Raw genomic sequence first — 16,765 nt, forward strand, 5'->3', positions numbered from 1 at the left:
GCGCGGACCAGGCCACGCCCGTGGAGGAGCAGCTGGCGCTCGCCGACACCATGCGCCGCGCCGGCGCCGACGTGGTCGCCCCGGTGTACGAGGGAGCCCCGCACTCGTTCTTCGACCGTGCCTACAGCGACTGGAGCGACGCCTGCCGGGACGCCTGGGAGCACATCCTCACCCTCACCGACAGGGTGAGCCGCCGCTGACCCTCTGCACGCCGACAGCGGCCGCACGACGACAGCGACTGCACGACGACAGCGACTGCACGACGACAGCGGCCGCGCGGACCGAGACATCCGGTCCGCGCGGCCGCGACGTGCATCAGCCGGTGACGACGGTCAGGACACCGCCGTGACCTCGCGCGCCTCGCCCGACGCCTGCTCCCCCACCAGGGGGAAGTGGCAGGCGACGAACTGAGCCGCAGCGACCTCGCGCATCTTCGGCTCCTCGGCCGCGCACAGCTCGGCCGCCCGCGGGCACCGGGTGCGGAACCGGCAGCCGCTCGGCGGGTCGACCGGCGAGGGCAACTCGCCCTTGAGGCCGGTGTCGTCGTGCCTGGCGTCGGGGTCCGGCACCGGGATCGAGGCCAGCAGGGCTGCGGTGTAGGGGTGCGCCGGGTGTGCGTACAGCACGTCGGACGGCGCGACCTCGCAGATCTTGCCCAGGTACATCACCGCCACCCGGTCGCTGATGTTCTTCACCACGGCCAGGTCGTGGGCGATGAAGACCATCGTCAGGTGGAACTCGGCCTTCAGGTCCTCGAGCAGGTTGAGGATCTGGGCCTGCACCGAGACGTCCAGCGCCGACACCGGCTCGTCGCAGATCAGCACCTCCGGCCGCATGATGAGCGACCGGGCGATCGACACGCGCTGGCACTGACCACCGGACATCTCGTGCGGTCGCCGACCGCCGGCCACCTCGGGGTCGAGACCGACCTCGGTCAGCATCTCGTCGACCCGTGGGTCGTCCGCGTTCTTGCCTTCCCAGATGGACAGGCCCTCGGCGACGATGTCCCGCACCCGGCGGCGCGGGTTCAGGGACGAGATCGGGTCCTGGTAGATCATCTGCAGCTTCGTGCGGCTGCGGCGGAGCTCGTCGGACGACAGGGTGCTGAGGTCCTTGCCGTCGAACAGGATCTTCCCGCTCGTCGGGCGCGGCGCCTGCATGATCGCCCGACCCGTCGTCGACTTGCCGCAGCCGGACTCCCCGACCAGGCCGAGGGTCTCGCCCTTGGCGATGTCGAAGCTGATCCCGGACACGGCGTGGACCTTCTGCCCCCGCTCCAGCGGGAACTCCACGACGAGGTCCTCGACCCGCAGGACGACGTCGTCGGAGTCCCGGAGGTGGGCGGTACCGGTGCCGGCCATCAGGCTGCCCCCGCCGCGGCGACGGTGGCCTCGTCCAGCGGCGTGCCCGCCGCCGTCTTGCCGGCGGCCAGGTTGCGCGCCAGCGCCTCCTGGCCGGCGGTGGTGCCGACCGGGAAGTGGCAGGCGGCCTCGTGGCCGGGGGCGTGCGTCGCCAAGGCTGGCTTCTCGGTCAAGCAGCGCTCCTGTGCGTAGTTGCACCGCGGTGCGAAGGAGCACCCCGCGGGCGGGTCGACGAGGTCCGGCGGCCGGCCGGGGATGGCGGCCAGCCTGGTGTGGCTCGGCTGGTGCAGCCGCGGGATGGACCGCAACAACCCTTCGGTGTAGGGCATCCGGTACCGGGAGAAGAGCTCGCGCGTCGGCGCGCGCTCCACGACCCGGCCGGCGTACATGACGGCGATCTCGTCCGCACGACCGGCGACCACGCCCAGGTCGTGGGTGATGATGATCATGCCCATGTTGCGCTGGGTCTGCTGCGACTCCAGCAGGTCGAGGATCTGCCGCTGGACCGTCACGTCCAGGGCCGTCGTCGGCTCGTCGGCGACGAGCAGCTTCGGGCTGCAGGCGAGCGCGATCGCGATGGTGACGCGCTGCCGCATACCGCCGGAGAGCTGGTGCGGGTACTCCTTGAGCCGGCGCTCGGCGGCCGGGATGCCGACCGACTTGAGCAGCTCGACGGCGTGGTCCCGGGCCACCTTCCCCTTCTCGCCGAGATGGATGCCCAGGGACTCGGTGATCTGCTCGCCGATGCGGGTGACCGGGTTGAGCGAGGTCATCGGGTCCTGCAGGACCATCGCCATCTCGGCGCCCCAGACGCGGCGCATCTCGGAGTTCTTGAGCTTCGTGAGCTCACGGCCCTCGAACCTGACCGAGCCCTCGCGGATCGTGTTGCTCTTGGGGAGCAGGTTCATGATCGAGCGGGACAGCACGGTCTTGCCCGAGCCGGACTCCCCCACGACGCCCAGCGTCTTGCCCCGGTCCACCCGGAGGGAGACGCCGTCGACCGCCTTCACCACGCCCCGCGGCGTGTGGAAGTAGGTGCGCAGGTCCTCCACTTCCAGGAGGGGCTCGTCGGCTCGGCCGTCCAGCGGCGGCGCGGTGGTCACAGGTTGCTCCCTCGGACGTCGAAGCGGCTGCGGAGCGAGTCGCCGACCAGGTTCAGCGACAGCACCGTGAGGAACATGGCCACGGAGGGGATCAGCACGGCGTGCGGCGCCTCGTTGAGGTAGCGCTTGCCGTCGAAGATCATCCCGCCCCAGGTGGGCGCCGGCTGCTCGACGCTGAGGCCCAGGAAGGCGAGCGTCCCCTCGAGGACGATCACCACACCCATGGCCACCAGGCCGAAGGCCGCCACCGGCAGCACCACGTTGGGCAGGATCTCCCGGGCGAGCACCCGGGAGTTCTTCGCGCCCATCGTCCGGGCGGCGCGGACGAACTCGCGTTCGGCCACCGCGAGGGTCGTGGCCCGCGCGACACGGGTGTAGATCGGGATGGACAGGAACCCGACGATCAGCGAGATGACGACCAGGCTGCGGCCGACGAAGGCCAGCAGGACCAGCAGCAGCACCAGGGCCGGGAAGGCCAGGATGATGTTGATGATCGTCATCAGGACGGTCTCGAGCTTGCCCCGGAAGAACCCGGAGATGATCCCGAGGAAACCGCCGACGACCATGCCGATCGTGACCGCCGTGACGCTGATGGTCACCGAGACCCGGGCACCGTGCACGAGCCGGGCCAGGGTGTCTCGGCCGAGCCCGTCGGTGCCCAGCAGGTTCTCCCCGCCGGGCAGGGCGAGCTTGTTGATGACGTCGGGTCGGAGCGGGTCCTTCACCGGCAGGATGTCGGCGAAGACCGCGCAGATCAGGACGACGATCAGCCAGGTGGCGGCCAGCCAGAAGCCCCAGCCGAAGCCGCGCTTCCGCTTCTTGCCGGCCGGTCCTCCGCCGAGCTGCGTCTCCGCGACCAGCCCGTCAGCGGGCGCGGCCTGCGGGTCGACCCCGGGGTGCGGAGCGCCGAGGTTGGGCGCGGGGGTGGTCATGGTTCTCCCTGTGCGGTTGAGCCGTGCACGGCGGGCGGGGGGTCAGACTCTCGCCGCGGAGCGTCCATGCGAGATCCTCGGGTCCAGGAACGAGTACAGGATGTCGACGGTGAAGTTCACGACGACGTAGCTGACGGCGATCACGAGCGCGACGCCTTGCACCATCACCAGGTCACGCTGCACGACCGCGTCGAACAGCAGGCGGCCGACGCCCGGCAGGGCGAACAGCGTCTCGATGACCACGGACCCGCCGATGATCGCGCCGACCTGCACACCCGCGACCGTCATCAGTGAGAACGAGGACGGCCGCAGGGCGTGCCGGAACAGGATCCGCCGGTCCGACACCCCCTTCACGCGGGCCATGGTCACGAAGTCCTGCTGGAGCGTGGCGATCATGTCGGTGCGCAGCAGCCGGGTGTAGACCGCCATCTCCGCGATGGCCAGCGACAGCGCCGGCAGCAACGCGGCGCGGAGGTTCTGCGCCGGGTTGTCGGTGAAGTTCACCCACCCCGTCGCCGGCAGCACGCCCAGCGACACCGCGAACACGTAGATCAGCAGGATCGCGACCATGAAGTTCGGCACCGCCAGCAGGCCGAAGCTGGTGCCGCTGATCGCGCGGTCGATCCGCGAGCCGGCCTTGTAGGCCGACAGGATCCCCAGCGGGATCGCGAGCAGCAGCGCTATCACGATGGCGAGGATGCCGATCTCGGCCGTCACCGGCAGCCGATCGATGATCGCGTCGGCGACCGGCTCGTTCGTCCGGTACGAGCGGCCGAAGTCGCCCGTCAGCGCGTCGCCGAGCCAGTTCAGGTAGCGCACCGGCATCGGGTCGTCCAGACCGAGCTCCGCGCGCACGGCGGCGATCGCCTCCGGTGTCGCGTTCTCCGCGCCCAGGATCTGCAGCGCCGGGTCACCGGGCAGCAGGCTGGTCAGGAGGAACGTCAGCACCGACACCGCGAGCAGCGTGGCCAGGAGCGAGGGGATCCTCGAGAGGACGTAGCGCACGGGCTTACTCCGTCTTCCAGACGTGGCCCCACATGGCCGTGGAGGCGTTGGCGCCGTTGCCCATGGTGCCGTCCGGGAAGGTCCAGCCGTCCAGGTTCACCACGGGCTCGCGGGTCGCGAGCACGGTGAGCGTGCCACCGCTGAAGGCGTTGGGCACGTTCTCGTTGAGGATCAGACCGATCTCCTCGACGGCGGCCTTGCGCTCCTCGACGTCGACCGTCGTGCGCAGGATCTCCAGCTGCTCGTCGATCTCCGGGCTCTGGAACGCCGTCATGTTCAGCGGGCCCTCGGTGAAGGCGTCGTCGAACACCAGGTACGGGTCGCGGTCCGCGCCCACGCGGGTGCAGCCGGAGTCGTAGTCACGGGCCAGCATGTCCTGGATCCAGGCGGCCTGCTCCGTCTGCTGGAGCGTGACCTGGGCACCCAGGGCGCCCCACAGGGCCTGGTACAGCTGCGAGAGCTCGTTGAGGCTGGGGTCCGGCGGGCACTGGAAGGTGAACGACAGCGGGGTGCCAACCGGACGTCCGTCGCTGCGCTCCGGGTCGTTCACGTACTCGTCGTAGAGCTCCTGGGCCTTCTCCGGGTCGTAGGAGGGGTAGGCCTCGGCGACGGTCTCGGAGTACCACGGGCTGTCCGGGCTCCAGAACTGCGTCTGCGGGGGCGTGACGCCGGTGCCGCCGAGGACCTCGATGAGGGCGTCCTGGTCGACGCCGTACACCAGCGCCTGGCGCACGCGGATGTCGTCGAACGGCGGCCGGCTGGTGTTGAGCGTCAGGCCGCCGGAGTTGCTGCCGAGGTGCTCGAAGTTGTTGACGCCGTCGAGGTCGCGGGCGCGGACCACGGTGCTCTGCCGCAGCGACTGCATGACGTCGATGTCACCGCTCTGCAGGCTGGCCAGGCGGGTGTCCTCGTCGGGGATCGGCCGGAACACGATCTCGTCGAGGTACGGCTTGTCCTCCTGCCAGTAGTTCTCGTTCTTCTCGACGACGAGGCGGCTGTCGCGCTGCCACTCGACGAACTTGAACGGGCCCGTGCCGACGGGGTTCGCACCGGCGTCGGGGCCGGCGGCGGCCGCGGCGGTCGGCGAGAACGGCCAGCCGGAGGCGCCGACGAGGAGGTCGGGGAAGGCGGCGTTGGTCTGGGCCAGCGTGTAGGTGACGGTGAGGTCGTCGACGACGTCCAGCGCGGTCACCTCCGCGAGCTGGGCGGACAGCCGCGAGTCCGGCGCCTTGAGGTAGGTGTCGAAGATCGTCTTCAGCGCCTCGCCGTTCAGCGGCGTCCCGTCGTGGAACTGCACGCCCTCGCGCAGCGTCAGCGTCCACTGGGTGAGGTCGTCGTTGGGCTCGAGCGACTCGGCCAGGTAGGGCCGGACCTCGCCGTCCTCGGAGCGCTGCATCAGCGGGTCGTAGATCGCGTAGGCGACGTTGAGGCCCGGCTGGTTGAACGTGCCCTCGCTGGGCAGGAAGCTGTTGGTCTCGGCCTCGAGGCCGACCGTGATGGAACCGCCGTAGACCGGGTCCCCGGCCTCGACGGTCTCGGATACCGCGCCGGCCTCGGCGTCACCGTTCCCGTTCCCGCTGTCGCCGCCACAGGCGGCGGTTGCCAGCAGGAGCCCCGCGAGCCCCATGGAAGCGAGTCCCCGCTTCCACGGACCTCTCGTCGGGCGCCGATGTCCTCGCATGTGCTTACTCCTTGACAGGTTGCTGGCCGGCACAGCCGCGGGCTGCCGGCAGACAGGCGCGTTGATGTGCGAGCGCCCAGAGCGCGTGATCGGAGTCTGTACTACGGGGGTGTGCTGCGTCACTAGGCGCCTTGCCACTGTCACCGCCCGCCGGACTATGCGTTGCGCACAACGTGCGCGCAGCCGCTCTCCGACGGGGCTCGGGCGTCGTCACTCACGTCTCGGGCGCCTCAGCAGACCGCGAGTCCGCCCGGGCGTGTCGCGGCTCCGCCGAGGGGGTCGGGGAACCACCGGGAGCCGGACAGCACGGCGGCCCGGGCGATCTCTCGCCCGGGCCGCCGCGGTGGTGCCTCGAGGTCAGTCGGTCACCCAGACGTGGGCCCACATGGTGTCCGCGTTCGCGGCACCCTGCCCCTTCGTGCCGTCCGGGAAGACCCAGCCGTCGATGTTCTTGACCTCCTCACGAGCGGCCAGGACGGTCAGCGTGCCGCCGGCGTAGGTGTGGATCGCCTCCTCGGCGAGCACCATGCCGATGGCCTCCACGGCCGCCTTGCGGTCGTCGATGTCCGTCGTGGTCTTGAGGACGTCGAGCTGCGCGTCGATCCGCGGGTCCTGGAACGCCGACATGTTCAACGGGCCCTCGGTGAAGGCGTTGTCGAACGTGAGGTAGGGGTCGCCGTCGCTACCCACCCGGGTGCACCCCGCCTCGTAGTCGCGGGCCAGCATCTTCTGGATCCAGGCCGCCTGCTCGAGCTGCTGGAGCTCCACCTCGGCACCGAGCTCGCCCCAGAACGACTGGATGATCTGGGAGAGCTCGTTGAGGCTCGGGTCGGGCGGGCACTGGAACGAGAACGCGAGATCGGTGCCGACCGGCTGGCCGTCGCTGCGCTCCGGGTCGTTGATGTACTCGTCGTAGTACTCCTGGGCCTTGTCCGGGTCGTACGACGGGTAGGCCTCGGCCAGCTCCTCGGACCAGTACGGGCTGTCCTCGCTGTAGAACTGGGTCTGCGGCGGCGTGACGCCCCCGCCACCGAGGACCTCGATCAGCGCCTCCTGGTCGAGCGCGTGCGCCAGCGCCCGGCGCACCCGGACGTCGTCGAACGGCGGACGGCTGGTGTTGAGCGTGGTCGCGCCGGCGTTGCTGCCGAGGTTCTCGTAGTTGCTCACGCGGTCGAGCTCGCGGGCCCGGATGATCGTGCTCTGCCGCAGCGACTGCATGACGTCGATGTCACCGCTCTGCAGGCTGGCCAGGCGGGTGTCCTCGTCGGGGATCGGCCGGAAGGTGATCTTGTCGAGGTAGGGCAGGTCCTCCTGCCAGTAGTCCTCGTTCTTCTCCACGACCAAGCGGCTGTCCCGCTGCCACTCGACGAACTTGAACGGGCCCGTGCCCACCGGGTTCGCCCCGGCGTCGGGGCCGGCCGCCGCGGCGGCGGTCGGCGAGAAGGGCCAGCCGGCCGCGGTGATCAGCGCGTCGGGGAACGAGGCGTTGGTCTCCGCGAGGTTGTACCTGACGGTGAGGTCGTCGACGACGTCCATCGACTCCACCTCGGCCAGGGACGCCTCCAGGCGCGAGCCCGGGGCCTTGAGGTAGGTGTCGAAGACCGTCTTGAGCGCCTCGGCGTCCAACGGCGTGCCGTCGTGGAACAGGACGCCTTCGCGCAGCGTCAAGGTCCACTCGGTGAGGTCGTCGTTGGGCTCCAGCGACTCGGCCAGGTACGGCTCGACCGAACCGTCCTCGGCGCGCTGCATCAGCGGGTCGTAGATGGCGTGCGCGATCGTCAGGCCCGGCTGGTTGAAGGTGCCCTCGCTGGGCAGCCAGCTGTTCGTCTCGGCCTCCAGCCCCACGGTGATCTCTCCGCCGTAGACCGGGTCGCCGGCCTCCGTGGGGTCGACGACGGCTCCCCCGGCGTCTCCCCCGTTCCCGTTGCCGTCCTCGCCGCAGGCGGCGATGCCCAGCAGGAGCGCCGCCACCCCCGCGGTGGCGAGCGCCCGGGTCCAGGGGCCTCTCATCGGCCGATGTCCTCGCATGTGTTGCCTCTCCGATCCACGATGCCGGCGGCACAGCGACGACCGATCGACGTCGATGTGCGGGCGCTCCGAGAGCGCGACGGGAGTCTGACCCATGCCGGTGACCAAAGTCACTAGCCGTGTCCAGGCTGTGATCACGGCCACACGGTCGAGGGAAGCGAGGCCTATCCGGTGACCCAGACGTGGCCCCACATCACCTGCGAGCTCGCCGCCCCGTTGCCCTGCGTGCCGTCCGGGAACGTCCAGCCGTCGATGTTCTTGACCTCGTCCCGAGCGGCCATGACCGTCAGCGTCCCGCCGCTGAAGGTGTTGGGCACGTACTCGTTGAGCAGCAGCCCGATGGCCTCCACCGCCGCCTGGCGCTCCTCGACGTCCGTCGTCGTCCGCAGCACGTCGAGCTGGGCGTCGATCTCCGGGTGCTGGAACGCCGTCATGTTCAGCGGCCCCTCGGTGAACGCCGAGTCGAACACCAGGTAGGGATCCCGGTCGGACCCCACGCGGGTGCAGCCGACGTCGTAGTCCTTGGCGAGCATCTTCTGGATCCAGGCCGCCTGCTCGACCTGCTCGAGCCGCACCTGCGCGCCGATGGCGCCGTAGAGCGACTGGACCAGCTGGGCCACCTCGTTGAGGCTCGGGTCCGGCGGGCAGCTGTAGGTGAACGACAGCGGGGTGCCCACCGGCTTGCCGTCCGACCGCGTCGGGTCGTTCACGTAGTCGTCGTAGAGCTCCTGGGCCTTCTCGGGGTCGTACCGGGGATAGGCGTCGGCCACCTCCTCGGAGTAGTACGGGCTGTCCTCGCTGTAGAACTGGGTCGTCGGCGGGGTCACCCCGGCACCGCCCAGGACCTCGATGACCGCCTCCTGGTCGATGGCGTGGGCCAGCGCCCGGCGCACCCGGACGTCGTCGAACGGCGGCCGGCTGGTGTTGAACGTCCCGCCGCCGGAGTTGCTGCCGAGGTGCTCGTAGTTGCTGAACCCGTCGAGGCCGCGCGCGCGGATGACGGTGCTCTGCCGCAGCGACTGCATGACGTCGATGTCACCGCTCTCCAGGCTCGCCAGCCGGGTGTCCTCGTCCGGCATCGGCCGGAAGACGATCCGGTCCAGGTACGGCAACCCGTCCTGCCAGTAGTCGTCGTTCCGCTCGAGCACGATCTGGCTGTCCCGCTGCCAGCTGACGAACCTGAACGGGCCGGTGCCCACCGGGTTCGCCCCGGCGTCGTCCCCGTACCGGGCCGCGGCGGTCGGCGAGAACGGCCAGCCGGGCGAGGAGACCAGCAGCTCGGGGAAGGCGGCGTTCGCCCGCGTCAGCCGGTAGACCGCGGTCAGGTCGTCGACGACGTCGAGCGAGGTGATCTCGGTGAGCGATGCGGCGGTGTTCGAGTCGGGCGCCGTGAGGTAGGTGTCGAAGATCGTCTTGAGCGCCTGCGCGTCCAGCGGGGTGCCGTCGTGGAAGAGGACGCCGGGGCGCAGGGTCAGCGTCCACTCCGTGAGCTCGGCGTTCGGCTCCAGTGACTCCGCGAGGTAGGGCTCGATCTCACCGTCCGCCGTCCGGTGCACGAGCGGGTCGTAGAGCGACCAGGCCACGTTGACCCCGGGCTGGTTGAACGTTCCCTTGCTGGGCAGCCAGCTGCTGGTCTCCGCCTCGAGCGCGACGGTGATCGTGCCGCCCCGGACAGGGTCTCCGGCCTCCGTGGCGTCCACGACCGCCCCGGCTCGGGTCTCGCCGTCGCCGCCCCCGCCTCCTCCGCCGCAGGCGGCGGAGGCCAGCAGGAGCGCCGCCACGGCCGCCGGTACCGACGATCGCGTCCACCGGTTCCGCGCCGGTCGCCGAAGTCCTCGCATGAGTCGCCACCCCGTCCTCGTCCGGAACGCCGCGCCGTCGCGGCGCAGGGAGTGTGGCGCATGGCAGTGACCTAGGTCACTACCCCCGGGATCGGCCCGCCGATCGGGACGGCGCGCAGCGACGGCCCGGGCGGAGCTCCGCCCGGGCCGTCGCCTGTGGGATCGCGCCGGCTACGTCACTCAGCCAGCCAGAGTCACTCAGCCAGCCAGACGAAGCCCCACATGGTGTTCGCGCCGGGCACCCCGTCGCCCTCCGTGCCGTCCGGGAACACCCAGCCGTCCACGTTCTTCACCACGTCGCGCACGGCGACGTCGGTGAGGGTGTAGCCGGTGAACAGGTTCGGCACGTTCTCCGAGACATCGAGGCTGATGGCCTCGACCGCGGCCTGGCGCTCGGCCAGGTCGGTGGTCGTGCGCAGGATCTCCAGGTTCTCGTCGATCACCGCGCTGGTGTAGCCGGTGAAGTTGAGCGGCCCGGGGGTGAAGGCCTCGTCCAGGATGAAGTACGGGTCCTCCTGCGAGCTGAACCGGAAGCACTGGACGTCGTAGTCCTTCGCCAGCCCGTTCTGGATGTGCGCGGCCTGCTCGACCGCGTTGAGGCTCACCTCCATGCCGAGGGTGTTCCAGAACGCCTGGTAGAGCTGGGAGAGCTCGTTGAGGCTCGGGTCGGGCGGGCAGTTGTAGGAGAACGAGATGTCGGTCCCGGCCGGCTGGCCGTCCGAGCGCGCCGGGTCGTTCTTGTACTCGTCGTAGAGCTCCTGCGCCCGGTCGGGGTCGTAGGACGGGAATGCCTCCTCGGCGTCCTCCGAGTAGTACGGGCTGTCCGGGCTGAAGTACTGGGTGGCCTCCGGGGTCAGGCCCGTGCCGCCCAGCACCTCGATGAGCTCCTCCTGGTCGATGGCGTGCGCCAGCGCCTGCCGGATCCGCACGTCGTCGAACGGCGGGCGGGTCGTGTTGATCAGCGAACCGCCGCTGTTGTTGCCGAGGTGCTCGTAGTTGTCCACGCCGTCCAGGTCGCGGGCCCGGGCGACGGTGCTCTGCCGCAGGGTCTGCATGGCGTCGACGTCACCGCTCTGCAGGCTGGCCAGGCGGGTGTCCTCGTCGGGGATCGGGCGGAAGGTGATGCCGTCCAGGTACGGCAGCCCCTCCTGCCAGTAGTTCTCGTTGCGCTCCAGCACGAGCTGGCTGTCCCGCTGCCAGCTGACGAACTGGAACGGGCCGGTGCCGACCGGGTTGGCGCCGGCGTCCTCGCCGAACTGGGCGGCCGCGGTCGGGGAGAACGGCCAGCCGGGCGCACCGGTGAGGATGTCCGGGAACGCGGCGTTGGGCTCCACGAGGTTGTAGACGACGGTCAGCTCGTCCACGACGTCCAGGGACGTGACCTCGGCCAGGGACGAGGCCACGTTGGAGTCGGGGGCGGTGAGGTAGGTGTCGAAGATCGTCTTGAGCGCCTCGCCGTTCAGCGGGGTGCCGTCGTGGAACTGGACGCCCTCGCGCAGGGTGAGGGTCCACTGGGTGAAGTCGTCGTTCGGCTCCATCGACTCGGCGAGGTAGGGCTTCGCCTCACCGTCGGCGGTGCGCTTGATCAGCGGGTCGTAGAGGGCGTAGGCGACGGTGACGCCGGCGCCGAACGCGCCCTCGCCGGGGATCCAGCTGTTGGTCTCGGCCTCGAGCCCGACCTCGATGGTCCCGCCGGTGACCGGATCGCCCTGCTCGGAGATCTCGTCGGTCCCGACGTCGCCCCCCGAGGCCTCGGTGTCCCCGTCGTCGCCACCGCAGGCCGCGGTACCGATGAGCAGAGCCGCGACTCCCATGGTGGCGAGCGTGCGCCTCCACGGAGCTCTCGTCAGGCGGCGATGTCCTCGCATGTCCACACTCCTTGACCAGGTTGCGCGCTGCGCGGCGACCCGCTGATCAGCGCGTTGGCAGGCGCCCGGGGGCGCGTGTCGGAGTCTGGCCCACGACCATGAGCTGCGTCACGAATCGCTGCCGAACTGTGACTCGCCGCACAGCAGCCTCACAGGTGCACGCACGACGGCCCGGGCGGTGTCCGCCCGGGCCGTCGCGTGGAGTGCTGTGCTGGTTCTCAGACGGGTCAGTCGGTCACCCAGACGTGGCCCCACATGACCTGGGCGGTGGCTGCGCCGTTGCCCTGGGTGCCGTCCGGGAAGACCCAGCCGTCGAGGTTCTTCACGGCGTCCCGAGTGGCCATCACCGTCAGCGTTCCGGCGGAGAAGGTGTTCGGGACGTTCTCGTTGAGGACCTCGCCGATCGCCTCGACGGCGGCCTTGCGCGCCTCGAGGTCGGTCGTGGTCTTGAGGACCGCGAGCTGCTCGTCGATCTCCGGGTCCTGGAAGGCCGTCATGTTGAGCGGACCCTCGGTGAAGGCCTGGCTGAACACGGTGTACGGGTCGCGGTCGGCGCCCACGCGGGTGCACCCGGCCTCGTAGTCGCGAGCCAGCATGTCCTGGATCCAGGCGGCCTGCTCGGTCTGCTGCAGCGTGACCTGGGCACCCAGGGCGGAGAAGAATGCCTGGTAGAGCTGCGAGAGCTCGTTGAGGCTCGGGTCCGGCGGGCACTGGAAGGTGAAGGAGATCGGCGCGCCGACCGCCTTGCCGTCGCTGCGCTCCGGGTCGTTGACGTAGGAGTCGTAGAGCTCCTGCGCCTTGTCGACGTCGTACGTCGGGTAGGACTCCTCCAGCGCCTCGGAGTAGTACGGGCTGTCCGCGCTGAAGAACTGGGTCTGCGGCTCGGTGACGCCGGCGCCACCGAGGACCTCGATGAGCGACTCCTGGTCCATGGAGTACGCCATGGCCTGGCGGACCCGCACGTCGTCGAACGGCGGCTTGCTCGTGTTCATCGTCATGCCGCCGGAGTTGCTGCCGAGGTGCTCGTAGTTGCTGACGCCGTCGAGGTCGCGCGCGCGCACGACGGTGCTCTGGCGCAGCGACTGCATCACGTCGATGTCACCGCTCTGCAGGCTGGACAGCCGGGTGTCCTCGTCGGGGATCGGCCGGAACGTGATCCGGTCCAGGTAGGGCAGGCCCTCCTGCCAGTAGTTCTCGTTCTTCTCGACGACGAGGCGGCTGTCGCGCTGCCACTCGACGAACGTGAACGGACCCGTGCCGACGGGGTTGGACCCGGCGTCGGGACCGGCGGCGGCCGCGGCGGTCGGCGAGAACGGCCAGCCGGCAGCGGTGACGAGCGTGTCGGGGAACGCGGCGTTGGGCTCGGTCAGCCGGTAGACCACGGTGAGCGGGTCGACGACGTCGAGGGCGGTCACCTCGTCCAGGTCGGCCGCCACGCGGGAGTCCGGCGCCTTGAGGTACGTGTCGAAGATCGTCTTCAGCGCGTCGGCGTCCAGCGGCGTGCCGTCGTGGAACTGGACGCCCTCGCGCAGGGTGAGCGTCCACTCCGTGAGCTCGGCGTTGGGCTCCATGGACTCGGCCAGGTAGGGCTCGATCGAGCCGTCCTCGGTGCGGTGCATCAGCGGGTCGTAGATCGCGTAGGCGACGTTCGTACCGGGCTGGTTGAAGGTGCCCTCGCTGGGCAGCCAGCTGTTCGTCTCGGCCTCGAGACCGACGGTGATCTCTCCCCCGTAGACCGGGTCGCCGGCCTCGCCGACGTCGACGACCGCGCCGGCCTGGGCGTCGTCGCCGTCGTCGTTGCCGCCGCCGCAGGCGGCGATCCCCAGCAGGAGACCCGCGAGCCCCGCCGAGGCGAAGGCGCGCTTCCACGGGCCCCTCGTGGGGCGCCGATGTGCTTGCATCTGAAATGACTCCTAGACCGGTGTGCACGTGCCACTGCGGCCGCCCGATCGCGGGCGCGCCGGAGTGCCGGGCGCCCAGAAGCGCCCCGTCGGAGTCTCCCCCGATGAATGCGCAGCGTCATTGGGCGACCCGCCACCGTCACCGTCGGTGACCCCCGGCGGTCCGCACACCGGGGGTGCTGTGCTAACCGGGCGCACCACGACGGCCCGGACGGCGTTCCGCCCGGGCCGTCGCGTGCGATGCGGCCTTACTCAGCGAGCCACACGTGCCCCCACATCGCGGTGCCCTCGGGCACCCCGTTGCCCTCCGAACCGTCCGGGAAGACCCAGCCGTCGACGTTCTTGACGGCCTCGCGGACGGCGATGACGGTCAGCGTGCCGCCGGTCAGCGTGATGGGGACCTGCTCGGCCAGCACGATGCTGATCGCCTCGACGGCCGCCTTGCGCTCGTCGACGTCGGTCGTCGTGCGCAGGATGTCGAGGTTCCGGTCGATCTCCGGGTCCTGGAACTCCGTCACGTTCGGCACGCCCGGCGTGAACGCGCGGGTGAACACGAAGTACGGGTCCCGCGAACCGCCGTGCCGGGTGCAGCCGGCCTCGTAGTCGCGCGCGACCGCCTGCTGCGTGTACGCCGCCTGCTCCACCTGCTCCAGCGACACCTGCATGCCCAGCGCGCCCCAGAAGGACTGGTAGAGCTGGGAGAGCTCGTTGAGGCTCGGGTCGGGCGGGCAGGTGTAGGTGAAGGAGATGTCGCTGCCGACCGGCTTGCCGTCGGAGCGCGCCGGGTCGTTCTTGTACTCGTCGTAGAGCTCCTGGGCCCGCTCCGGGTCGTGGTCCGGCCACGCCTCGGCCGCCTTCTCGGAGTAGTACGGGTCCTCCGGGGAGAAGAACTGGGTCGACGCCGGGGTGAGACCGGTACCTCCCAGGACCTCGATGAGGGCCTCCTGGTCCAGGGCCAGCGCCATGGCCTGACGGACCCGGACGTCGTCGAACGGCGGCTTCCCGGTGTTGATGTTCGAGCCACCGCTGTTGTTGCCGAGGAACTCGTAGTTGTCGACGCCCTGGATGTCCCGCGCCCGCGCCACCGTGCTCTGGCGCAGCGACTGCATCGCATCGATGTCACCGCTCTCCAGGCTCGCCAGCCGGGTGTCCTCGTCGGGGATCGGCCGGAAGGTGATCTTGTCCAGGTAGGGCAGACCCTCCTGCCAGTAGTTCTCGTTCTTCTCCACGACCAGCTGGCTGTCCCGCTGCCAGCTGACGAACTCGAACGGCCCCGTGCCGACCGGGTTCGACGCGGCGTCGTCGCCGAACTGGGCGGCCGCCGTCGGCGAGAACGGCCAGCCGGCGGGGTCGGTGAGCAGGTCCGGGAACGCCGCGTTCGGCTCCACCAGGTTGTAGGTGACGGTGAGGTCGTCGACGACCTCGACCGAGCTCACCTCGGCCAGGTTCGCGGCCAGGTTCGAGCCCGGCGCGACCAGGTACTCGTCCCAGATCGTCTTCAGCGCCTGGGCGTTCAACGGGGTGTCGTCGTGGAACTGCACGCCTTCGCGCAGGGTCAGCGTCCAGACGGAGAAGTCGTCGTTCGGCTCCATCGACTCCGCCAGGTACGGCTTCACCTCGCCATCGGGCGAGCGCTTCATCAGCGGGTCGTAGATGGCGAACGCGACGTTGTAGCCGGGGTTGCCGAAGTTGGCGTTCCCCGGGAGCCAGCTGTTGGTCTCGGCTTCGAGGCCGACGACGATCTCCCCGCCCTCGACCGGGTCGCCCTGGTCGGAGGTGTCGACGACGGCGCCGGCCTCCCTGTCCCCGCCGTCGTCCCCGTCGTCACCACCGCAGGCCGCCGTGGCCACCAGCAGCGCCGCGATCCCCACCGATGCCAGAGCACGACCCGACGAACGCCGCCGTCGCCAGCGCGACAGTTCCCGCATGTGACCACCCCTCGACGAATGAGCTGTCCGCGCATCTGCGCGACGCTTCGGAGTGTGGCTCATCACAGTGATGAGAGTCACTAGACGTCATGCCACTGTCACGGGGGGTTCGGCTATGCGCCGCGCCCAATGGCCCGCTCGGGTCAGCCGCTCCCCGCGTCGCCGAGGACCGAGGGGTCGAGCAGGCGCAGCGCCTCCACCGCGACGAAGAGCCGCGCCACGCTGCGCGGGTCCTCGAGCGACTGCCCGCTGAGCTCCTCGAGGCGGGCCAGCCGGTTGCGCACGGTGTTGCGGTGGCAGAACAGCAGCCGCGCGGTCTCGGTGGAGTTGCCGTTGGTGGCCAGCCACGTGGCCAGCGTGGTGAGGAGCGTCTGCTGCTCGCCGTCGGGCAGGTCCATGACATCCCCGAGGAGCAGGCGCGACACCTCGGTCGAGGTCTCCACCGAGGAGGCCAGCAGCGCCGCGACCGGGTCGTCGTCGATCGCCGTCACCCCGACGGCGCCGGCCGGCAGGCACCGGCGGGCCACCGTCGCGCGGGCCACCGCGGTGGAGGTCTGCACCGGGTCGTCGTAGGCCCGGCTCAACCCCACCCGTCCCGTCGCCAGCGTGGTGAGCAGCTCCCGGATCGAGGTGACGGTGCGCCACTCCCCGATCGCGACGACGCCGACGTCGCCGTCCGTGCCCGAGCGCCACGCCGAGCGGACCCCGTGGCCCGACAGGAACTCCTCCACGCCGGGGAGCACGGGACCGTCGCCCACCGACTCGGCCGACACCGCGACGTAGGGCCCCCGCTCCGGCAGCCCGAGGCCGGTCAGCGTCCCGCCGAGGCGGACCCACTCCCCCATCCGTCCCTCGACCAGGGCGTCGAGCAGCGCCCGTCGCCGCACGCGGTCGGCGTCCACGATCGCGCGGACGGCGTCGTCGTGCCCGCGCACCGCCGCCTGGGTCAGCTCGTCGAGGACCCGCCAGATCGACGGCGACTCGGCCAGCACGGCGGCGGCCTTCGCCGCGGACAGCTCGCCGGCCCGCTGGACCAGGGCCTGCCACGCGACGGCGGCCACCGTCTGCAGCTCCCGCACGGCCACCGCGAGGGAGACGTGCTGCTCGGCCCGGCGCC

The 16,765-nt window shown here is 70.6% G+C and carries 12 protein-coding genes; 1 reads left to right on the forward strand and 11 read right to left on the reverse strand.

Going from position 1 to position 16,765, the window contains the following annotated elements; genetic code table 11:
- Nucleotides 1–200: dienelactone hydrolase family protein (locus A6V29_RS10145; RefSeq protein WP_170977815.1), on the forward strand; the 200-nt coding region annotated here is incomplete at its 5' end.
- A 132-nt stretch (nucleotides 201–332) separates the two neighbouring features.
- On the opposite strand, the gene A6V29_RS10150 is transcribed toward A6V29_RS10145, so the two are convergent.
- From A6V29_RS10150 to A6V29_RS10200, 11 genes are all read right to left on the reverse strand, one after another.
- Nucleotides 333–1,361 (reverse strand): ABC transporter ATP-binding protein, encoded by a 1,029-nt coding sequence (locus A6V29_RS10150; RefSeq protein WP_137160171.1) that lies wholly within the window; start codon nucleotides 1,359–1,361, stop codon nucleotides 333–335.
- Complete coding sequence (locus tag A6V29_RS10155) at nucleotides 1,361–2,464, reverse strand: ABC transporter ATP-binding protein (RefSeq protein ID WP_249933152.1); 1,104 nt, start codon at nucleotides 2,462–2,464, stop codon at nucleotides 1,361–1,363. The genes A6V29_RS10150 and A6V29_RS10155 overlap by 1 nt, the downstream gene beginning before the upstream one ends.
- On the reverse strand, nucleotides 2,461–3,396 hold the full coding sequence (locus A6V29_RS10160) for an ABC transporter permease (protein ID WP_137160172.1): 936 nt from the start codon (nucleotides 3,394–3,396) through the stop codon (nucleotides 2,461–2,463). The genes A6V29_RS10155 and A6V29_RS10160 overlap by 4 nt, the downstream gene beginning before the upstream one ends.
- A 42-nt stretch (nucleotides 3,397–3,438) precedes the next feature.
- Nucleotides 3,439–4,401, reverse strand: coding sequence for an ABC transporter permease (locus A6V29_RS10165; RefSeq protein WP_137160173.1), 963 nt, complete (start codon nucleotides 4,399–4,401; stop codon nucleotides 3,439–3,441).
- 4 nt (nucleotides 4,402–4,405) lie between these two features.
- Nucleotides 4,406–6,028 (reverse strand): ABC transporter substrate-binding protein, encoded by a 1,623-nt coding sequence (locus tag A6V29_RS10170; RefSeq protein ID WP_170977816.1) that lies wholly within the window; start codon nucleotides 6,026–6,028, stop codon nucleotides 4,406–4,408.
- A gap of 411 nt (nucleotides 6,029–6,439) precedes the next feature.
- Entirely contained in the window at nucleotides 6,440–8,092 is a 1,653-nt protein-coding gene (locus A6V29_RS10175; protein WP_137160175.1) for an ABC transporter substrate-binding protein, read from the reverse strand.
- A 182-nt stretch (nucleotides 8,093–8,274) separates the two neighbouring features.
- Nucleotides 8,275–9,891: an ABC transporter substrate-binding protein gene (locus A6V29_RS10180; RefSeq protein WP_137160176.1), complete on the reverse strand. Its 1,617-nt coding sequence runs from the start codon at nucleotides 9,889–9,891 to the stop codon at nucleotides 8,275–8,277.
- Nucleotides 9,892–10,145: 254 nt separating this feature from the next.
- Nucleotides 10,146–11,765 (reverse strand): ABC transporter substrate-binding protein, encoded by a 1,620-nt coding sequence (locus tag A6V29_RS10185; protein WP_137160177.1) that lies wholly within the window; start codon nucleotides 11,763–11,765, stop codon nucleotides 10,146–10,148.
- A gap of 281 nt (nucleotides 11,766–12,046) precedes the next feature.
- Nucleotides 12,047–13,720, reverse strand: a complete 1,674-nt coding sequence (locus A6V29_RS10190; RefSeq protein WP_137160178.1) for an ABC transporter substrate-binding protein — start codon at nucleotides 13,718–13,720, stop codon at nucleotides 12,047–12,049.
- Nucleotides 13,721–13,968: 248 nt separating this feature from the next.
- Entirely contained in the window at nucleotides 13,969–15,591 is a 1,623-nt protein-coding gene (locus A6V29_RS10195; protein ID WP_137160179.1) for an ABC transporter substrate-binding protein, read from the reverse strand.
- A 200-nt stretch (nucleotides 15,592–15,791) separates the two neighbouring features.
- Nucleotides 15,792–16,765, reverse strand: a 974-nt coding sequence (locus tag A6V29_RS10200; RefSeq protein WP_137160180.1) for a helix-turn-helix domain-containing protein, incomplete at its 5' end; no start/stop codon positions are given.

Origin of the sequence: Blastococcus sp. CCUG 61487, from assembly GCF_005222955.1 — a bacterium.
Lineage (GTDB): Bacteria > Actinomycetota > Actinomycetes > Mycobacteriales > Geodermatophilaceae > Blastococcus.

Bases quoted from the DNA above. Each gene is read 5' to 3' on its own strand.
- A6V29_RS10190 (WP_137160178.1), bottom strand. From the start codon at position 13,720: ATGCAAGCACATCGGCGCCCCACGAGGGGCCCGTGGAAGCGCGCCTTC.
- A6V29_RS10185 (WP_137160177.1), bottom strand. From the start codon at position 11,765: ATGGGAGTCGCGGCTCTGCTCATCGGTACCGCGGCCTGCGGTGGCGAC.
- A6V29_RS10160 (WP_137160172.1), bottom strand. From the start codon at position 3,396: ATGACCACCCCCGCGCCCAACCTCGGCGCTCCGCACCCCGGGGTCGAC.
- A6V29_RS10170 (WP_170977816.1), bottom strand. From the start codon at position 6,028: ATGGGGCTCGCGGGGCTCCTGCTGGCAACCGCCGCCTGTGGCGGCGAC.
- A6V29_RS10175 (WP_137160175.1), bottom strand. From the start codon at position 8,092: ATGAGAGGCCCCTGGACCCGGGCGCTCGCCACCGCGGGGGTGGCGGCG.
- A6V29_RS10150 (WP_137160171.1), bottom strand. From the start codon at position 1,361: ATGGCCGGCACCGGTACCGCCCACCTCCGGGACTCCGACGACGTCGTC.